General features: G+C 61.2%; 11 protein-coding genes and 1 pseudogene. 1 reads left to right on the top strand and 11 read right to left on the bottom strand.

What is annotated here, in order from left to right; all coding sequences use genetic code 11:
• Window positions 1-858 precede the first annotated feature (858 nt).
• The gene (locus tag FXB38_RS10670) at window positions 859-2562 is read right to left on the bottom strand and encodes a thiamine pyrophosphate-dependent enzyme (protein ID WP_148750818.1); all 1704 of its coding nucleotides are present in this window, start codon (window positions 2560-2562) and stop codon (window positions 859-861) included.
• A gap of 127 nt (window positions 2563-2689) precedes the next feature.
• Window positions 2690-5557, bottom strand: coding sequence for an ATP-binding protein (locus FXB38_RS10665; RefSeq protein WP_148750817.1), 2868 nt, complete (start codon window positions 5555-5557; stop codon window positions 2690-2692).
• A 259-nt stretch (window positions 5558-5816) separates the two neighbouring features.
• On the opposite strand from FXB38_RS10665, the gene FXB38_RS10660 reads away from it, so the two are divergent.
• Window positions 5817-8564 (top strand): winged helix-turn-helix domain-containing protein, encoded by a 2748-nt coding sequence (locus FXB38_RS10660; protein WP_148750816.1) that lies wholly within the window; start codon window positions 5817-5819, stop codon window positions 8562-8564.
• A gap of 13 nt (window positions 8565-8577) precedes the next feature.
• On the opposite strand, the gene FXB38_RS10655 is transcribed toward FXB38_RS10660, so the two are convergent.
• The 9 genes and pseudogenes from FXB38_RS10655 to FXB38_RS10615 form a co-directional block, all read right to left on the bottom strand.
• Complete coding sequence (locus FXB38_RS10655) at window positions 8578-11079, bottom strand: ATP-binding protein (protein ID WP_246229819.1); 2502 nt, start codon at window positions 11077-11079, stop codon at window positions 8578-8580.
• A gap of 69 nt (window positions 11080-11148) precedes the next feature.
• Window positions 11149-11457: pseudogene (locus FXB38_RS45050) on the bottom strand (winged helix-turn-helix domain-containing protein); the annotation flags it as partial.
• 114 nt (window positions 11458-11571) lie between these two features.
• Entirely contained in the window at window positions 11572-14424 is a 2853-nt protein-coding gene (locus tag FXB38_RS10650; protein WP_187434795.1) for an ATP-binding protein, read from the bottom strand.
• Entirely contained in the window at window positions 14421-15062 is a 642-nt protein-coding gene (locus FXB38_RS10645; RefSeq protein WP_148750813.1) for a helix-turn-helix domain-containing protein, read from the bottom strand. The genes FXB38_RS10650 and FXB38_RS10645 overlap by 4 nt, the downstream gene beginning before the upstream one ends.
• A gap of 115 nt (window positions 15063-15177) precedes the next feature.
• Window positions 15178-15978: an acetoacetate decarboxylase family protein gene (locus FXB38_RS10640; RefSeq protein WP_148750812.1), complete on the bottom strand. Its 801-nt coding sequence runs from the start codon at window positions 15976-15978 to the stop codon at window positions 15178-15180.
• Between the two features lie 130 nt (window positions 15979-16108).
• Complete coding sequence (locus FXB38_RS10635; protein ID WP_148750887.1) at window positions 16109-16909, bottom strand: acetoacetate decarboxylase family protein; 801 nt, start codon at window positions 16907-16909, stop codon at window positions 16109-16111.
• Between the two features lie 748 nt (window positions 16910-17657).
• On the bottom strand, window positions 17658-18053 hold the full coding sequence (gene cyoD / locus FXB38_RS10625; protein WP_148750811.1) for a cytochrome o ubiquinol oxidase subunit IV: 396 nt from the start codon (window positions 18051-18053) through the stop codon (window positions 17658-17660).
• On the bottom strand, window positions 18050-18682 hold the full coding sequence (locus FXB38_RS10620; protein ID WP_148750810.1) for a cytochrome (ubi)quinol oxidase subunit III: 633 nt from the start codon (window positions 18680-18682) through the stop codon (window positions 18050-18052). The genes cyoD and FXB38_RS10620 overlap by 4 nt, the downstream gene beginning before the upstream one ends.
• A partial coding sequence (locus FXB38_RS10615) for a cbb3-type cytochrome c oxidase subunit I (RefSeq protein WP_187434794.1) occupies window positions 18679-19678 on the bottom strand: 1000 nt, incomplete at its 5' end. The genes FXB38_RS10620 and FXB38_RS10615, both read right to left, overlap by 4 nt.

Raw genomic sequence — 19678 nt, 5'->3', positions numbered from 1 at the left:
CATCTCTTCCGCCGACGACCAGCCTGCGCAGCGCCTCCGTTTACGGAGTCCAGAGCCTGTCCCGGCATTTCGACGTGTTCGCTCCGAGCATAACGGCCCATGACTTTTCGTATTGTACAATCGTGCGCATGCTGGATGTGAGTTCGGCAGAAAGAAGAGACGAGGCCGGCAGAGCGGCCCTGACTTTCAATTTGCCTCCGGAAAATGCCATCCTGTCCATGAGTCACGACCCGCGACGCGATTGCGCGAGGCAGGTCTCGATGGTGCCCGCCTGTCCATCGGCTCAAACCAGCAGCACTCCTCGGTCGGCCTCTGAAGCTCATTGGGACTACGGGCTCTTGCCACATGAGCCGATGGAGCCGTCCGAGCCCTCTTACGCTTGGCTCGCACGAACGGATGCTCGGCAACGATCGGTCGAACATCCGGTTTCGGCCTCGCCACCGCGTCGGCCTGAGAGTCGACGTCCGGTTGAGCCGTCTCTTCATCGGGTAGACGCTCGACCAGGTCCCGGGCCGGCGCCACATCGACGGATGGGGGAAAGAATGTCGGCTGGCTGGTATCCAGGACAACCTTCTCCGGCCATTTGCGCGCGGACTCGATCCGGATCGTCGCCGCATCGATGCTGTCCGGCCGATCGGGAAATCTGTCCGGCAGCTCCGGCAAGGACCGGCCGGCTATCAGCAGAAGAACAGCGAGTGCGGCCCCGACAACAGCAAGATACCTTGCCATGGGCAAAGCCGATGGCTCCGCCGATTTCCGCAATCTCGATGGAGCCATGATAGCAATGCTTGGCCACTCTCAGGCCGTGCGGCGAAGCGATCGGGATGCCACACTGCCGCTGAGGGAAGGCGACCTCGGCTAGAGGAAATTCTCCTTGACCATCTCCCAGACGTCTCCTCCACGGCCATGCAGGACGGCACGAGCGGAGTACAGCGCCATCCCGATTGCAGGCTCGACCTGCATGAATGGCGGCATGACAAGCTGCATCGGGTTGATGTGCACGTGCAGAAGCGCGGGCCCTGGTTGGGCCAGCCAGTCCTTGACCGCAGTCTGCAATTCGTCCGCGTTCGAAACAGTCTGGCCCCAGAGACCCAGTGCGCGCGCGACGCCGGCGAAATTCGGATTCTTCAACTTCGTGAAGGTATCGAGCATGCCCTCCGCCTTTTGCTCGATCTCGACAAAGCCAAGCTTGCCGTTGTCATAGACGGCAATCAACTCCTGTTGGACGATCGTCATCAGGTCTCCGAACAGCATCGAGATCCCGCCGTCGCCTGCCATGCATACGACTTGCCGGCCGGGTTCTGCCTTCTGGAGCCCGATGGACGACGGCATGCCATTGGCCATCGTTCCATGAAGCAGACTCGCGAAAATGCGGCGCTGCCCATTCGCCTCGATATGGCGGTAGGCCCAGGCGGCCGGGGTGCCGTCGTCGGCCGTGAACAAGGCATCCTTTGCCGCATGGCGACTGATCACCTGCGTCAGATAGCTTCCGGGAATACTGCCATCGTGACCGGCAGCGACCTTGGCCCGCTCGGCCTCCCGATATTTCGCGTAGCGCTTCACATACGCGCTTTGGAACGCGGCGTCGGTGCGCTCGACCAGCTTCGGTAGCAAAGCCTCCAGCGTCGCCTTCACATCGCCGACGACGCCCTTCGTGATCGGATGACGTCGTCCCAGATGGGTCGGGTCGATATCGACCTGCACGATTTTTGCCTTGTCCGGGTAGAATTGCCGCCAGGCAAAGTCTGCGCCCAGCATCAGCAGCGCATCGCAGTCCAGCAAGGCGTGGTACCCGGCCTCGTTGCCGAGCATCCCGGTCATCCCAATATTGTAGGGATTGTCAAACTCGAGAAAATCCTTGGCCCGCGACGTATGCGCGATCGGCGCCTTCAGCCTGTTGGCGACCGCGAGAATCTCCTGATGTGCCCCCTGGCAGCCCGAACCACCATACAGGACGACGTTTTCGCTAGTGTTGAGGATGTCTGCGATCTCATCGAGATCCGCATCGTTCGGTCGCGTGACAGGCTTGGCGACGTGCACCGCATAGGGGACGTTGTTATCCACGGCCGAGGCGGAGATATCGGCCGGCACGATCAGAACGGCAACACCGCGTTTCGCCAGAGCCGTTTGGCAAGCGATCACCGTCTTCCGGCGCGCCTGTTCCGGGGTATGGATCATGTCGCAGAAAACGCTGCAATCCCTGTAGACCTGCTTGAAGTCGACTTCCTGGATAAAATCGAAGCCCAATTCGTCGCGAATGATCTGACTTGCGATCAGGATAACGGGCGCACGGTTGCGATTGGCCTCGAAGATCCCGTTGATGAAGTGCAGGCTTCCGGGCCCGCAGCTGCCGGCAACTGCCGTCAGCCGATCGGTGAGCTGCGCCTCAGCCTGCGCGGCGAACGCCCCCGCCTCTTCATGTCTCATCGAGATCCACTCGATCTCGCTTTTTTCGAGCGAGCGGGCGATCAGATTGAGGGTGTCGCCGACGACGCCATAGCAATGCTTGACGCCCGCACTTTGCAGGGTTTCGACAATGATATCCGCGACCAGCTTGCTCATGACATTCAACCCTGGCTGTGACCGTTTCTGCCACAGCCTGCACCCGACTGCACCGTGGGGGCTTGGATCGGAATGCGAGGACTTGAACCCGCCTGCGCAGACGGCGCACCGCCGGCGAGCGCACCTTTCAGCCGACGTCATCGGTTCCGGATTGGAGTTGGCCGAGCATTTGCACCGCACGATTGCGAGCAGGAAATGAAATTCCGGCCGGCATTCGGTCAAGACTCGCGCTGAGATATTCGTAAGCTTCCGGCAAGCGATCCTGTTTCAGCAACAGCTGGGCGAGGTCCGTCGCGGCCGTCAATTCGAACAGGGCGGCGGACTGGCGTTTGGCCCAGTCGATGGCCGACAGCAGGCTTTCTTCGGCGTCGAAATGATCCTCCGCAGATCGAGACGCCAGAATGAGCCCTTTCATCCCGAACAGGGCTGGCATGTGCGGGAACTTGCCGGCGCGCTGTTGTTGCGCGATTGCATTCACCGTGAGGGTCACCGCTTCGTCATGCTCACCGAGGTCGACGAGAGCCGCGGCCAGATCGCAGGTGAAATCCATATTCAGCATCTCGTGACGCTGGACGTGAAGCTCTTCCAGGGCTCGCTTCAGCAGTTGGATCGCTTCGATGCGATTGTCCTGAAGGAGCAACCATTGACCCTTCAGGCCCGTCGCTATGGCGCGATACGGCATCAGGGAATGGGCGACGGAGAGCTCGCTCAGTTCACCGATGTACTGGTCCGACTGCCTCAGGTCCGCCATGGTCAGAAACACGGGAAGGACCAAAGCCAGGGATCGGCAAAACGTAGCGGGGCTACCTGATCTCTTGCCTTCCTCTCTGGCGCGCCTTGCATAGTCCAGCGATTGGTCGAGCAAGCCCCTGTACAAGAGAGATCGTGCCATACCGACGAGCAGGAAGCTCGTATAATGAAAAAGATACGGTTCCATTCGAGTCCGTGGCCCGGACGCCAGGTGCCGGAGGCCCGATTCGCAATGCAGTTGCGCGGCGAGGTGATTTCCCAACAGATGTTCGGAGGCCGCCAACATTGCCTCCGCCAGCGCCATGTCGTCGTGATCCCCGGTCCGTAGCGCCAGTTCCTTGCTCCGGACGGCAATGTCGGTCGCACCGCGAATGTCCATGATCCAGTGCGAAAACATGAAAAGTCCGCTTAGAATCCTCAACTCGTAGGCGATATCTGCCTGTTCGATGGCAATCTCCAGCGCGTTTGCGAAAGCAGTCCGGACGCGCTGATCGTCAGCTTCCGTATGCATCAAGGCCAGCGGTATCGATGCAGAGATTTCCATTGCGCGGCGGGAGCCTCGATGGGGACGTCCCAGGCTTGCCATCGCGCGTTCTGCCCATGCCTGGCATTCGATCAGCAGTGACAGCTCGAGAAACACCTTCGTGGACGCGGCTGCCAGTCTCCCAGCCGTCTCGGCATCGCCGTGCGGCCCAAAGCTCCATTCGAGCGCCGCACGGACGTTATTTATTTGGTCAGAATAGACCGCAGCTCTTTCAGAGCCTGGCAAGGCTGATAGGGCCTCCCTCAGCGTTTCGAGGTGTCCGGCGAGGTATTCCGCATGCCGGCCGAGGACCATGTCGACTTCGGCATGCTCCTCCAGCTTTGCCAGTGCATAGGCGCGGGTCGTGTTCGGCAATCGATACTGTGCCTGCGCGGCATCGATCCGGGTTGCTATCAATGACTTCTCGACCAGGCCCGCGACCGCGTCAAAAATTTCCTCGGCTCCCACGCCGGGTTCGCCCGCGACAGACCGCGCGCCATCCAGGGTGAAATGTCCGACGAAGGGAGCGAGGCGTCGAAAGACGATCCTCTCGGCGTCGGACAGCAGATCGTAGCTCCAGTCCAATGTCGCCTTGAGGGTCCGATGTCTGGCAACTGCCGTCCGATGGCTCAGTTTCAGCAATTCCAGCCGGGACACCAGGAGGTCAGCCGTGTTCTTGAGGCCAAGGGCGGCTGCCTGGCCCGCGGCCAACTCGATCGCCGACGGGATTCCGTCCAGCTTTCGGCATATCTCCGCGACGAATGGCGCCTCCTTGTTGCTGAGAGCGACGCTGCCTGCTCGCGTGGCCGCACGCCGCACGAACAGCTGCACTGCCGGATATCGCAGCACGGCATTTGCCGTTTGCTCCGAGCCGTCCAGTGGAAAATCGAGTGGAAGAACCCGGCAGCAATGCTCACCCTCGACCTTCAGCAATTCCCGGCTCGTGGTCAGAACATGAATCTCTTCGGTTTGCTGGTAGAGTTGTTCGGCGAGCGAGGCGACCGCCTCGATCACATGCTCGCAACTGTCGAGGATGACGAGAAGCTTCCGCGACCGGATCAGGTCGAGCAGCTCCTGGCCGGGATCTTTCGATTTGAGTGCAAGCCCCAGGGAGGTCGCGACGGCCGCAGCGACATGGTTCGGATCGGTGAGGCTTTCCAGATCGACAAAATAGATCTCGCTGCCGAACGCCTCGGCGGCGGCGCGGCCAACGGCCAGGGCAATGGTTGTCTTTCCGATGCCGCCGGGGCCGAGCAGCGTCACGAACCGGTCATGTCGAAGCTTGTCGCAGACCTCCCTGACGACCATCTCGCGCCCGATCATCGTGATCGGTCGCACCGGAAGCCTGCCCTGATGCGGGGACCCGGCGTTCCCGCTTTCCGCGACGCCTCCGAGGGAGACCATCGTGCCGACGAACGAGTAGCCCCGCCCCTTGATGTTTGCGATGTAGCGGTTGCCGAATTGGCCGTCACCAAGCGCCTTGCGGATCGCGGCCACGTGGACGCGGATGCTCCCCTCCTCGACCGTCACATCCGGCCAGACGTGATCGATCAACTCCTGCTTTGCGATCACCTCACCCGGACGCGCGGCAAGGTAGATCAGGATGTCGAGGGCCCTGCTGCCGAGCGGCAGCGCCACGCCGTCGCGCCGAAGCACCCGCTCCCTGCTCGAAAGCTCGAAGGGGCCAAACAGCAGATTTCCACGAAGCTGATCTTCAGCCATGGCTATTGGCACGGGCCTTGGGTGCTTTTCCTGGATGTTCAACGATCCGCGAGAAACCCAAGCGTGCGTTCTTGATAGACATCAGCCTGCTTTCGGCTCCGCGCGCGGATCTGAAGGGATCAGCACGCGGCAACCGGCATGCAGACTGCATACAACCGACGTTGCCCGGCGCTTCCCTCTCGCTAACAGAGATCGTACACTTTCACCATTGTTTGCATCCCCCGAATGGGGGGAGGACCGACGTGGGTAGGGGGAGCCCTTGATCCAACCGCGCTCCAGCCATCCGACCCATGGAACGGGCACCTTGCCCGGCGGAGGACAGCTGCCATTCCTTGCGACCAAGATCTTGCCGGCACGATTCGGCGGGCTGGTCACACGCCCCCGGCTCATCGCCATCTTGTCCGAGCTTCCGGCCAAGCGACTTGGAGTCATCAAGGCGCCAGCGGGCTTCGGCAAGAGCTCACTGGCAGCCACCTGGGCCGAGACGCTAGAGCAGGGCGGCAATGCCGTTGGGTGGCTGACCATCGATTCAGACGACGACGAGGCCACGCGGTTTCTGTTCTACGTGGCTCAGGCCCTGCACCACGCCTGTCCGGACGTCGGCACCGACGCGATTGGGCTGATCCTCGAGAACAACCTGATCGACCCGACAGCGATCCTGTCGAGCCTGATCAACGATCTGGCGGAGATCGAGGATGATGTTTACCTGTTTCTCGAGGACTATCACTGGGTCAGCGCTTCCCGCATCCATCAGACCGTCACGTATTTTCTGAAGCACGCACCGTCCCACTGTCATGTGGTGCTGACGACGCGCACCGAACCTCCGCTGCCACTCGCGACCTTGCGCGCCCAGAACCAGCTGATGGAGATCGATGCCGAAGCGCTGCGGTTCGACATGCAGGAGACAAAGGCGTTTCTGGACAGCACCAAGCCCGGGGTTCTGGAAAACCCCGACGTCCAACTCCTGCAGCGCAAGACCGAAGGGTGGCCCGCCGCGCTTCGAATCATCTCATCCATGCCTTCGCAGTCCGGATCCGGTCTGAGGGAATATGTCCACAATCTCTCGGGCTCGCAGCGCCCGATTGCCGCCTACCTGACGGAGATGCTGGATGGGCTTCCGGTCGAACTGGTCGACTTCATGCTGCGCACGGCTGTTCTTGACCGGCTCTCCGGTCCTCTCTGCGAGGCCATGACCGGCTTGAGCGCGAGCCGTGCAATCCTGGCATCGCTTGCCCAGCGCCAGATGCTGCTCACGCCGCTCGACAGCGATGGAGTCTGGTTTCGCTACCACACCCTGCTTGCCGAATATCTGCGACAGCGGCTGGAGGCGGACCGCGGCATTGAAGTTCCTCAACTGCACGGACGCGCGGCTCTTTGGTATGCCTCCCACGAATTGTGGACCGAGGCGGTCCAGCACGCGATTGCGGCCGGCGCTTCTGACCGTGCGATCGGCTGGATCAACAACTGCGCGATGGCTTTGATCAAGAGAGGCGATCTCTTCACCTTGCTGGAATGGCAGCGCCAGTTTCCCGACGAGCTCATGCGAGGCCAGTGCGAGGTCCGACTGGCGATCGCCTGGGGATTGGCGCTCGCGCTACGTTTTGACGAGGCCCTGAAGCTCGCAACCGACATCGAAGGCGATATCGCTGCGACGCCTCTGCCGGATGCCAACCTGCTGTGCGAATGCCAGGCGATCCGCTCGGTCGCCATCGCGCTGAAGGATGACAGCGAGAGCCCGCTGCCCCTGGCGCAGGATTGCGTGAACCGTTCATCCGATCCCTGGACCGCGAACGTCGCCTCGAACGTCGTTCGCTTCAGTCATATGAAGGCGGGCAACCTCAAGCAATTCCATGCGACGCCTTGGATTCCCTATTCAGTCGAGGAGGATCGCAGGAACGTATTTGCCTCGGTGTATAGACACTGCCTGAACGGGCTCGCAGAAGAGCGGCAGATACGTCTGGCGGCGGCAGGTGAGCACTACCGCGAGGGCTTCCGGATCGCCGAGCAGGATGTCGGGCCGAATTCAGTTGCGGCGGCCTTGCCTGCAAGCCTGATCGCGCGAATCAAATACGAGCAAGGCCTGCTCGATGAGGCGGAGGCCTGGGTGATCGATCGCATCCCGCTGATCAATTCGGGGACGATGCTCGACTGCGTGTGGAGCACTTACTTCGTGATCTCCCGGGTCGCCGCTGCGCGGATGAACTTCGAGCGGGCCCGCACCCTGTTGGAGCGCGCCGAAAATCTTGGCATCTCGCGGGATTGGGGAAGGCTCTCGGCCGGCGTGATCGCGGAGCAGGCGCGACTCTATTTGAACGATGGCCGGTTGGATGAAGGTGCCGCCTGCGTCGACCGCCTCGAACGCCTGGCACGGAAATACCCCGCACCGAGGCCTGGCGCCTGGTCGGAGATTGGATGGTACCACCGATTGACCCGCGCTCATTTGCTGGGCCAGCAAGCTCGCCCGGACGAGGCCATTTCAATCCTGCAACAATTGCAGCACGAAGCCGAAGCCATGGAACACCGTCAGTTCCTGATCTGCATTGCGATCCGCCAGTCGGCAGTTCAGCTCAGTGCGGGCAAGACGGCGGAGGCGGTGAGCCGCTTTCGCCGTGTGCTCGCCGCGTGCGCGGCGGCCGGTCTTTATCAGACCGTTCTGGACGAAGGGCCAGTCATTTCCGAGCTTCTCCAGGCGACCCGGGAAGGAAACGTCAAAGCGGATCTGATCCCTTACGTCGATCGGCTCGCGGCGGGTCTACAGCGAGCACGACAGGATCGTTCAGCGCCGAGTTCAAGCGCGCGGATTCTCGGCGCATTGAGCCGCCGCGAGACTGACATTCTCACGCTGATCGCGGATGGATTGTCCAACAAGGAAATCGCCCGAAGCCTCGATATCGGTCCTGAGACCGTGAAGTCGCACCTCAAGAGCGTTTTCACCAAGCTCGGTGTGGAGAAGCGCGCACAGGCCGTATCACGCGCACAGACCCTGGGCATTGTCACCACGCAGTGAAGCTTCGCCCCATTCATCCGGCTTGCCGCGCACGAACACTGGTCTGCTCGAGGACTCGCCTCGCCAGCACGAGATCCGGCGTTTCGAAGCCCTCGGTAAACCGGCCGTAAACGGCTCCGATGAGCTCATGAGCTCTTCGGCCTTGCCCCCGATCGATCCAAAGCCGCGCAAGCTCCAATCCCGCCCGAAGTTCGAACGACAGCGCCGATTGTTGCGCAGCCAGGGTCATTGCCTCCCCGAAACACTCGGCAGCCAGATCGCGCTGCTGGGATTCCCCGCACACAAGGACCGAGCCTTTCGCCAGGAACAGCGCCGGAAGGTGAAGAGGCCTGTTCGATCCAAGCTGCGTGGCGATCGAACCATCAATGAGATTCAGCGCTTCCGCGCGCTGGTTTTGTTTGGCCAGACCGACGGCCAATTCGGAGACAAAATCCGTTACCAGCATTTCGTATCGCAGGACCCGCAGCTTCTCCAAGCTGTCCCGCAGATGACACATGCCATCCTCCGCCTGGCCGACGCGGACCAGATGGCGCCCCTTAAGTCCCACGGCGACGGCGCGAAATGGCTCCAATGAATATTTCTCGGCGGTGAGCTCGAGCGCAGAGAGATTCAGCTCGACCTGACCCAGCTCGTCGATCCAGAAATAGAGAGGCATCGTCAGAATCAGGGCTCGACACAGCGCGATCGGATGATCCGCTCTCTCTGCCTCCTCGATGGTTCTTTCAGCATAACCGGCGGCGCTGTCGAGATTGCCGGCGAACCAGTGCGATCGGGTCAGGTTGAACAGCGAGGTCGTGCGCAGATCAAACAGATATTGCGTTGCGTTGAACCGTCGGGAAGTCGGCGCCCCGCGCAAGGCCCGTTCGAGGTATTTCGGCGCGCGAACGTGGTCCGCAAGCATATAGTACGCTGCTCCCAGCATCGAATCCGCAAGCGCCGCATCCTCCGGATTTCCGGTCTTGTTCGCGACAGTCTCTGCGCGTCGCGCAACTTCAAGACTGCCCGCCGCGTCGATCGTACGATGAAGATACATCGACAGCCCGCTGAGAAGACGGAGTTGCTGGTAGGCATCCTCGCGCTGCTCCGCGAGCGTCAACGCAGTATTGAAGGCGTCGCGAACCCTTTCACTGTTGCCGGCGGTGAACATCAGCGACAGGGCGAGCGAAGCGTGGATTTCCATCTGGTCCCGCGGGTCGTCTTCCGCAGCAATCCGATCGAGCGCCTTCTCCATCCAATTCCGGCACTCCAGGAAAAGCGACTTGGCCAGAAGCAATTGCGAGGCGGCCGCCGCCATCCGTGTGGCCGCGCGATCGTTTCCATCGGGACCAAAGCTCCATTCGAGCGCGGCACGGACATCTCCAAGATTGTGCTGCGTCGAGTCTGTCAGAGATTGTCCGGGCTCCGGATCGAAGAGATTGCCGCGATTGTCCTGCAACGATCGGCTCAGATGGCTCGCGTGCCGCGCCGCCATGGAATGATGTTCACCGCTTTCGGCCAATTTCTCCCAGGCATAGGAGCGCGTGGTGTCAAGCAATCGGTAGAGCATCCGCCGGTAGCTGGGCCACGCCACGATCAGCGATTTGTTGACAAGGTTTTCGACGGCGCCCTCGATCTCGGACCGGTCAGTTCCGCCCTGCTCCGCAACCGCGCACGCCGCTTCCAACGAGAAGTGCCCGATGAAGATTGCGACACGTCGCAGCACGACGCGTTCGACCTCGGAGAGGTGATCGTGGCTCCAGTCCAGCGTTGCCTTGAGCGTCTGATGCCGCGGATTCGCTGTACGGCGACCGAACTTCAGAAGATCGAGGCGCGACCCCAACCTCGCCACGGTATTCCTGACACCGAACACAGCGGCTCGTCCGGCGGCGAGCTCGATGGCGAGCGCAATGCCGTCGAGCTTGCGGCAAATCTCGGCAACCAGGGGAGCTTCGTCGTCGCTGAGCGAAAAGCTGCCGCGGCGAGCACTGACGCGCTCGGCGAACAACCGTGCCGCCGGATAGGCAAGCACCTCTGACGCGGTCGGTCGCGGCTGCTCTGGCGGGCAGTCCAGTGGACAAAGACGCAATACGCGTTCGCCGGGAACGCGCAAGGTTTCCCTGCTGGTCGCGAGTATGTGGATCTCCGGGGCATTCCGGACGATATAGTCGGCGATGTCAGCGGTTCTCTCGATGACATGCTCGCAACTATCGAGAATGACAAGCGCCCTGCGCGCGCGCAGAAAATTGAGCAACGCCTCCCTTGGATCGACCAATTGCGGGGCGAGCCCGAGCGCGGACGCGACAGCGCCGATGACCTGCTCATTGTCGCCTGCCGTTGAAAGATCGACAAAGAAGACCGCCCCGGAGAAGTCGGCCAGCGCTCCGTGCCCGACTGACAGGGCAACCGTCGTCTTGCCAATGCCCCCGGCGCCCAAAATTGTAATCAGGCGCTGTTCCGTCCGGAGCCAGCGCTGGATCTCAAGGACCACGTTGTTGCGGCCAACCATGCGGCCCAGCGCGGGCGGCAGGTTGGACAATCCCGAAGATGCGTTACCCGTGTCGCGGCCTCCGGGAAGTCGCGCGACGGGCGCAATGAAGCTATAGCCGCGGCCCTGGATGTTCGCGATGTACTTGTTGCCGAACTGGCCGTCGCCCAGCGCCTTGCGCAGCGCTGACAGATGAACGCGAAGACTGCCTTCCTCGACCGTGACGTCAGGCCATGCCTTCGCGATCAGCTCAGACTTCGGGACGACCTCACCGGCGTTTTCGAGCAGAGCGATCAGGATGTCGTAGGCTCTGCCACCGAGTGGAACGATCTGGCTCGCCTTGCAGAGAGAGCGCTCGGCGACATTCAGCTCGAATGGGCCAAACCGAAGCCGGATTGCACTCGATGAGCCAACGTGTTGGACCGACATAAATCATTCCGCCAAGGCCGTCGACGATTTGGTTGTACCATTCGCCGTCAGCCTCGTGCAAACGCACCCCCAGCCATCAAGTGTTATCCGAAACCTCGTTTGGCAACAAGCCTGTCACTGCATCGAGTTGGCGGCGCCATCGTGCGAATGTGAAACGGCCAAAACCTGCCTGGCAAGCCGTAGATCGCGGCTCTCAAGATCGTCCCGAAACTTGGCGTGAGTGGCTTGCAAAGTGCGCCACGCAGCTTCCTGTCGTCCGGTTGACCGTTCGGCGATGGCGAGGCTGGTCGCGGCCCTGAGCGCCCACGACAGGCTTGCTTGCCTGTTTGCAAGCTCGAACGCGCGCTGAAAGTGTTGCCTGGCAACCGGCAATCCCTCGCCGCTGCTCAGGGCCAGTTCGCCCCTGATGCGATGCAGCTCCGGGCCATACCATCGGCTTTCGCCGAGATCGATCTTCGCGCGCTCGAAGATATCAAGCCCTTCCCTCGGCCGGCCCGCGAGAGCCATGCACATCGCAAACTCCGCCTGCAAGAACCAATCGAAAATTCCATAGCGGGCCGCGGACAGCTTCTCGAGACCCGCGTAGAGCATTGCGGAGGCCGCACTGGTTTGCTCTCCTCGCCTGATTTCGTAGATGGCCTGCATGCCGAGACCAAGACCCTGGTAGTTGTGCAGAGCGAATTTCCCGGCATGGGTGACGAGCTCGTCCACGAGTGCTTCGGCTTCGCCGTCATCCGGATTTGTGAAATATGCGATGAGGCCCGCAAATGTCAGCGCCCCGCAAAGGTTCACGGTCCGGTTGGATTGGCGCGCCTCGGCGACAGCCATCTGATTGAACCTACGGGCTTGATCCGGAGAGCCACGCAACCACGCCAGGGTCGCAAGACCGGCCAAATTGTCGACCTTGCGATCATAGCCAAACCGCTTGATCAGCAATTGGCGTGCGGCCTCGTCATCACGATGCAGCGACAATTCCAGCAGGCCTTGAGCTTCCGCAATGCGGCCGACGTGGTAGTAGGCGATGCCTCGCATATAATTGGCCGTTGCGATGGCGCCGATACGCCCCGTTCCTTCCGAAAAAGTGCCGCCGCGGTCCGCCAGCTCGATCGCTTGCGGATAGTTCGGAACGCGCAACTCGTGAGCCCATAGCACAAGCACGGCATCCATCTGATAGTCGATATCGTTGAGACCTTCGGCGAGAAGCAGCGCCTTGGCCCATGTCGCGTACGATTTTTCCGTCATGCCACCCGTGAACATCACGCAACTGGCGAGGGCCGACTGAAGGACCATCTCCTGCCGTGTGCCCGAATTCATCTCGTCGAGATGGCTTATGGCCTTTCTCATCCATTCCACGCATTCGGTAAGCAGCGCCATGCCCATCCAGGCGCTTGCCGATGCCGCAGCAAGTTCGACGCCGATTTTCGCATCGCCCGTGGCGGAAAACGCCCAATTCAGGGCGGCTCTGAGATTATCGACCTCGATCCCGAGCGCCCTGGACCAACCCGATATGTCCATCGCGGCGCCCTGCTTGAAAAGGTCGGTGAAATAGAGGGCGTGACGCCGGCGAAAAAGGTCCTGCTCGTCGCTCCTGGCCAGCCGCTGCAAGGCAAACGCGCGAGTGGGATCGAGCAAGCGCAGCCGCCCGTCTTGTCCCTGAGCCGCAATCATCGATTTCGAACGAAGCTCCCAGACGCAATCCGATACACTTGCTTCATCCACCGTCTCATCGGCTACAATTGCGACTGCCGCTTCGAACGTGAATCCGCCGGCAAATACGCTGAGCCGATTCAATATGCGCTTCTCTGCCGCGCCGAGCAGATCGTAGCTCCACTCCAACGTCGCGTTCAACGTCTGGTGCCTCGACGGCGCGGTCCTGCGCCCCACCCATGACAGGTTCAGCCGCTCGTCGAGCAGGCTTGCGGTCTTGCCAAGACCAAATATGTCGACCCTGCAGGCTGCGAGTTCGACGGCCAATGGAATACCATCGAGCCGACGGCAGATTCCCGCGGCAATCGGCGCATCCGCATCCGTCAGTTCGAAGTCACTTCGCACGGCCCGCACGCGGTCGACCAGCAATTGAATGGAGGGGTATTGCAGCGCGTCGCGCGCCGACAGGTTGCTGTCTTCCGGAGGGCATTCAAGCCCATCGAGTTCGTAGACATGCTCCCCCTCAACGCGCATGGCTTCCCGACTGGTCGCGAGCAAATGCAATGTCGGGACACGGCGAGTCAGTTCTTCGGCGACGGCCGAGGCTCCATGGATCAGATGCTCGCAACAGTCGAGAATGATGAGCGTTGGCCTTTCCTGCAAACGATCGATCAGGGCAGGCACGACGTTGGTTGTTTGCACCGACATGCCGAGTGACGTGGCAATGGCCGGCGCGACGAGTGACGCGTCGCCGAGCGCACTCAGGTCGATGAAAAGAACCTGGCCGTCGAAAGCTGCGCCCATTTCGTGGGCAACCGCGACCGCCACCGTGGTCTTGCCGACGCCGCCGGGCCCGATGATCGTGACAAACTTCTGTCCGGCCAGCTTCGCCTGAATCTCGGCCACGGCGCCTTCTCGTCCGAGCATCCGCATCAAGCGCGCAGGCACGCGGGGCCTCGGAGGCGGCCTGGGATTCTCCGACACGTCTGCGGCGCGTGAGGTGACTGGTACGACGAAGCTGTACCCCCGCCCGGGTATGTTCGCGATGTATCGCCTGCCAGGGTCGCTTCGATCGAGAGCCTTGCGCAGCGCTGAAATATGGACGCGCAGGCTGACTTGTTCCGCTCCTCTCTCCGGCCAAACGCGTTCGATCAGAGTTCTTCTGCCGATGACCTTGCCTGCCTGCTCCACCAGGACGATGAGGAGATCCACGGCACGCGCGCCGAGCGGCACGACTTTCGCGTCATTCGTCAGCAGTCGGTTTGCGATCGATAGTTCGAAGGGGCCGAAGCTGAGAACTGTCCCCTGCTGACCGCTCATGGGATAGTCTCGTCCATGTCGATTCTCGAGGTGATTACGCAGGGGATTCCGAGCTCGCGTCGCCAGTTGGCCGGGCTCTGGCCAAAGGCGTGTCTGAACAGCCTGCATAGATGGGCTTGATCGGAAAATCCTACGCTCAAGGCAATTTCGCTCAGTGGCGCCGCGCTGGTCATCATCAGGTGGCAGGCTCTCTCGAGGCGCCTTCTCACCACGTAGGCATGCGGCGACTCCCCAATGGCCAGCTTGAACTTCCGGGAGAAGTGCGCCGGGCTTCGACGTGCAACCGCGCTGAGATCCCGTATATGAATGGTCCGGTGTAGATTGCTATCGATGTACGCTCGCACGCGCAGGATCTGCCAGGCCGCCAGACCGCCCCTCGTGGAGCCGTTAGCGCCTGAACAGCGCTCGATCTCCGCCTGCAGGATGTGGGATGCCGTGGCCAGCGACACCCTGGCGGCATCGCGATCACGTTCCAGCTCCCGCCTTGCCGTTTCAAGCAGCGTGGCCAGGCTGCTCGCAACCAGGTTGAACTGTTGGTCGGATGCAAAGGAAGATCCTGGTGCAGTAGCCGGAAGTCCTGCCATAGTCATTCCCTCGACGATCACCCAACAGCCCGGATCGGCGAGAGAGTGCAGCAAGGCAAGCCTCTTGGCTTGTTAAGTAGTGTTCTGAACAGTTAAATACGAGCAAATGCTCCGTTTCTGGGCAAACGTTCGAAAATGAGAAAAACCGTTTTATTTTCAATAAGATCGCTTACGCGCCGTGATTTTCGAGGACCTTCAGATCGCTGATCGAGTAGGACAGTGAGTAGCGGAATCCCGCCTCGATCCGCCTCGGCGCGAGCGCGTGGAGTTCTTCGCCATTCGTTTCCGGAAAATTGAGCTCTCCCGTCCCGATCCATGCGCCGGCCACGGTGAGATTGTCCGTGACCGACATCGCCAGCTCGTCGACCGCGGGCTCGTCCCGGTCTCCGGCCACCAGTCTCGGGAAATATCGCAGCAAGACCGTGGGGCGGGTGAACAGAGACAATCCGTCTTCGACCGGCTTGCGCAAGGTGACGCACGCTTCCGCAAGACGCTGGCCATGCGCCGAGAGGCTGGCGCCAAACCGGCTCCCGGGCGCGACCGGCGCCGCGGCGGGCCCTGAGGCCACAAAGGAGCGTGTCTGAAAGATGCTGCCCATCTTCTTCGGAAACCCCTGCGTCCAGCCGCGCGCCAGCGCAGCATCATTGTCGACATAGATGTAGGGACACCACATGACCGGCACGTCGCGATGCATGGCGTCGACCAGGACAAGCGCCTCACGATATTGATAACGGGCCGGCTCGAGATATTCGTCGTCCTGGGCGGTGAATTGCCAATCCAAAAACATCATGACGGCGTGACCGTTCGACGCCGGATCCGGCGACAGACCGCTCGGCAATGTGGCTGCTGCCGCGTCGGGATCGGTCCAGAACTCTATTCCGACGGCATCACCGGCATAGTGCCAGGGCGGCGGCGGAGTGAGAGCGGCCTGGCCGAATGGTGACTTCGGAACTGTAAAGCCTTTGAGCATGCCCGTGTCCTGGGTGCATCACTTTCGGCACAGAGGCTACCGGAACCAGCCGCGCTGGATTTGATTGAAATGCGTCGATTTGTTGATTCCTGCCGCAATCCAAAACACGCCGGGTTGCACCGACCTATTGCTAGGCGGTCAGGTCCGCCAGAACCTCGACATCGGTGACGGAATAGGAAAACGAGAACCGATATCCGCGCCCGACCTTGAGCGGCCCCAGCATGTCCAGCTCCTCGCCATAGGCTTCCGGAAACTCGAGCTCGGCCTCGCCGATCCAGGCGTTTGTGATGAGGAGGTGATCCGAAATGCATCGAACGAGCTCATCCACCGCCGGCTTGTCGTGCATGCCAGCGCAGAGCCGCGGAAAATATCGCCGTCCCACAATCCGGCGATCGAGCAAGCCGATCAGACGCTCGGCTTTTTCGCGCAAGGTCACGCTGGCCTGCACCAGCAAACGGCCATGAGCGGACATGCAGGCCGAAAATCTGCCATCATGCACGAGCGGCGCCGAAGCCTGGCTCGCAGCGGCAAACGTCCGGGTCTGGTGCACAGTGCCGAACTTTCTCGGGTAGCCTTGAATCCAGCCTCTCATCAATGCGGCGTCGTTGTCCACATAGCAGTATGGGCACCACGCGATCCGTGTGCCGTTCCACATCGCGTCGAGGAGAACGCTGAATCCGCGACATTGATATCTGGCCGGATCCAGATGCTCATCGTTTTGCGCGGTGAACTGATAGTCCGTGAAGACCGCAACAGAATGGCCTCGACATTTCTCATCGAGCTCCACACCCGGCGGAAGGATCTGGACCGATACATCGGGATCATTCCAGAATTCCACCGCGAGCACGTCTCCCGCGAAGTGCCAGGGTGGCGACGGGACCAATGCGGCAATGCCAAGGGGAGACCGAGGCGCAGTAAATCCCTTGAGCATGTCTTCGCCCCGCCAGCAGTCGATGTCAGGCGCATCATTCCAAGATCGAACACTAGCGTCCGCATCAAACTCGACGCTTGGACGAACGTGTGATGACTTGGCCGTTCGTGCGCGCCCCCGTCGATACCCCACAAGGCCGTTCCAGGACGCGGTCGGCCGCGGCAGGGTCGAAAGCTACAAACGCTGACGTTTTGCGACAAGCCCGCGCTCCGGCCAGAGCGTATCGATGTCTGCTTGACGAGATCGAGTATTGGCCTCGATTAATCAGCGCGAGACTCCTGATGAAAACGAAAAGCTCAAACAGACGGACGCAACGACGGTCGAGATCCCTGGCGCGGGGTATGTCCCTGTGCCTGCTGCTCGCCACCGCCTGGTCCGCGCCCTCGTTCTCGCAAGGGACACCGGAACAACGCGCGGCATGCACGCCCGACGCGTTCAGGCTTTGCAGCGCGTTCATCCCAAATGCGGACGACATAGCGATTTGTCTCAGAGAGCGGAGCTCCGAACTCAGCGATGCTTGCAGGCAGGTGATCCAGGTAGAAATCACCCAAACGCGCGGCGCCAGGGATGCCAGAAGCACGCGCAAACCCACCACAAGATAGTCAACTCGTAAGACGTCCATCCCTCAGCGCTGTTCGACAGCGCTTGGGGCGCAAATGCCTCTTGATCGACGAAGTCTCCAGAACCATCAAAATACACTGCGCGGGGACGGCATGATCGATCGACAGCGCCCGTCCCCGCGCCCTCATCAATGTTGCATCCTCATGCCCATCGGCGCGCCCGGCGGCATCATCATGTTCGCGTTCATGTCAGCTACAATCCACATTGTGCCGGCGATTACGACGAATGCGATGAGAGCGCCAAAGGCGAGCGCGAGCACGTTGTTGGTGCTTTCCGGCCCGCTGCTGATGTGCAGGAAAAATACCAGGTGAATGCCCATCTGCGCAATGGCGAGGACCGCGAGCCCGAGGACTACGCCGCCCGACCAGAGCAACGTCGTGTTCGCCGTCCAGAACGATGTGGCCGTGAGAAGAGCCGCCACAAACAGGCCGATCGAGTAGACGAGAAACTCCGATGGAGCCGATGCGTCGATCTCGCGGCTCGGCCTGTCTCCGGGCGCGCGTTCGTGTCGGGTCTCGGTCATGAACTCACTCCCATCAGATAAACCACCGTCAGCACCCCGACCCAAACGATATCGAGCGCGTGCCAAAACAACGAGAAACAGAGCAGGCGATGCTGCACCCTCGCAGCGAATCCAAATACCGCAACCTGCACCATCATCACGGTCAGCCAGATCAATCCGAGCGTAACGTGCAGCCCGTGGCATCCGACAAGCGTGAAGAATGCAGACAGAAACGCACTCCGCTGCGGCGCCGCACCGATGGCTATCATGCCCACGAATTCGCGGATCTCGAGACCAAGAAATATGGCTCCGAGGACGAAGGTGATCAGCGCTCCCAAATAGGTCCTGAAATAGCGGCGCGAATTGACCGCCAAGGACATCAGCCCGCACGTGTAGCTCGAAAAGAGAAGGCAGGCCGTCTCGATCGCGACCGTCGCCTGATTGAACAGCTGGGCGCCGGTCGGGCCGCCCGCCGTTGAGCGCACGAGGACCGCGTAGCTTGCGAACAGCGCGGCGAACATGATGATGTCGCTCAGCAGGAAGATCCAGAAGCCATAGGCGACCACGATCCTCTTTGGAGCAGGTCCCGCTTCACTCGCACTTGGCAGTGGCTCTTGCGGAATCTGATCAATTGCGATGGCGATATTCATGCTGCAACTCCAGCCTGGTGGGCCCGTACGAACCGGGCGATCTCCTCGGCCGGCACCTCAATTTCGTTGTGTCGGCGGAATGAGAAGGCAACTAGCGTCACGAATGCGCCGAACATCCCGACGCCGGCCAGCCACCAGATGTGCCAGATCAGCGCAAAGCCGATGACGACGGCGAAGAACGCAGTAACAAAGCCCGTTGCGCTGTTCTTCGGCATTTCGACGGGCTCGTACGTGCGCCTCGGCGTTGGCTCCTCCTTCGTCGCCTGGGCGCGGCTCTTGCTGCTCCAGAACGCATCCAGTCCGGCGACCTTGGGTTGGAAAGCGAAATTCCATGCCGGTGGTGGCGACGCCGTCGCCCATTCGAGCGTGCGGCCGTTCCAGGGGTCACCGGTCGCGTCCCGCAATTCCTCACGATGACGGATCGACACCACGAGTTGCACGATCTGGCAGACGACACCGACCAGGATGATTGCAGTGCCGAATGCCGCCGCTATCAACCACGGTTGCCACGACAGATTGTCGTAGTGTTGCATGCGCCGGGTCATGCCCATCAGGCCCAGCACGTAGAGCGGCATGAAGGCAACATAGAAGCCGACGAACCAGCACCAGAACGACGCCTTGCCCCAGCGTTCGTCGAGCCTGAACCCGAACGCCTTGGGGAACCAGTAGTTATATCCCGCCATCACGCCGAACACGACGCCGCCGATCGCGACGTTGTGGAAGTGCGCGACCAAGAATACGCTGTTGTGCAGCTGGAAGTCTGCCGGAGGCACCGCCATGAGCACGCCTGTCATGCCGCCGATGACGAAAGTCACCATGAAGCCAATCGACCACAGCACCGGCACCGAGAACCGAACCCGACCGCCGTACATCGTGAATAGCCAGTTGAACACCTTCGCGCCCGTCGGTAGAGCAATGATCATGCTCATGACGCCGAAGAAACCGTTGACGTTTGCGCTGGCACCCATTGTGAAGAAGTGGTGCAGCCAGACCAGG

Source organism: Bradyrhizobium cytisi (genome assembly GCF_008123515.1).
Classification (GTDB): domain Bacteria; phylum Pseudomonadota; class Alphaproteobacteria; order Rhizobiales; family Xanthobacteraceae; genus Bradyrhizobium; species Bradyrhizobium cytisi.
The sequence above is the reverse complement of the archived record's forward strand: the minus strand, read 5'-3'. Positions and strand labels throughout refer to the sequence as shown.

Bases quoted from the DNA above. Each gene is read 5' to 3' on its own strand.
- FXB38_RS10670 (WP_148750818.1), bottom strand. From the start codon at position 2,562: ATGAGCAAGCTGGTCGCGGATATCATTGTCGAAACCCTGCAAAGTGCG.
- FXB38_RS10665 (WP_148750817.1), bottom strand. From the start codon at position 5,557: ATGGCTGAAGATCAGCTTCGTGGAAATCTGCTGTTTGGCCCCTTCGAG.
- FXB38_RS10650 (WP_187434795.1), bottom strand. From the start codon at position 14,424: ATGAGCGGTCAGCAGGGGACAGTTCTCAGCTTCGGCCCCTTCGAACTA.
- FXB38_RS10640 (WP_148750812.1), bottom strand. From the start codon at position 15,978: ATGCTCAAAGGCTTTACAGTTCCGAAGTCACCATTCGGCCAGGCCGCT.
- FXB38_RS10635 (WP_148750887.1), bottom strand. From the start codon at position 16,909: ATGCTCAAGGGATTTACTGCGCCTCGGTCTCCCCTTGGCATTGCCGCA.
- cyoD (WP_148750811.1), bottom strand. From the start codon at position 18,053: ATGACCGAGACCCGACACGAACGCGCGCCCGGAGACAGGCCGAGCCGC.
- FXB38_RS10620 (WP_148750810.1), bottom strand. From the start codon at position 18,682: ATGAATATCGCCATCGCAATTGATCAGATTCCGCAAGAGCCACTGCCA.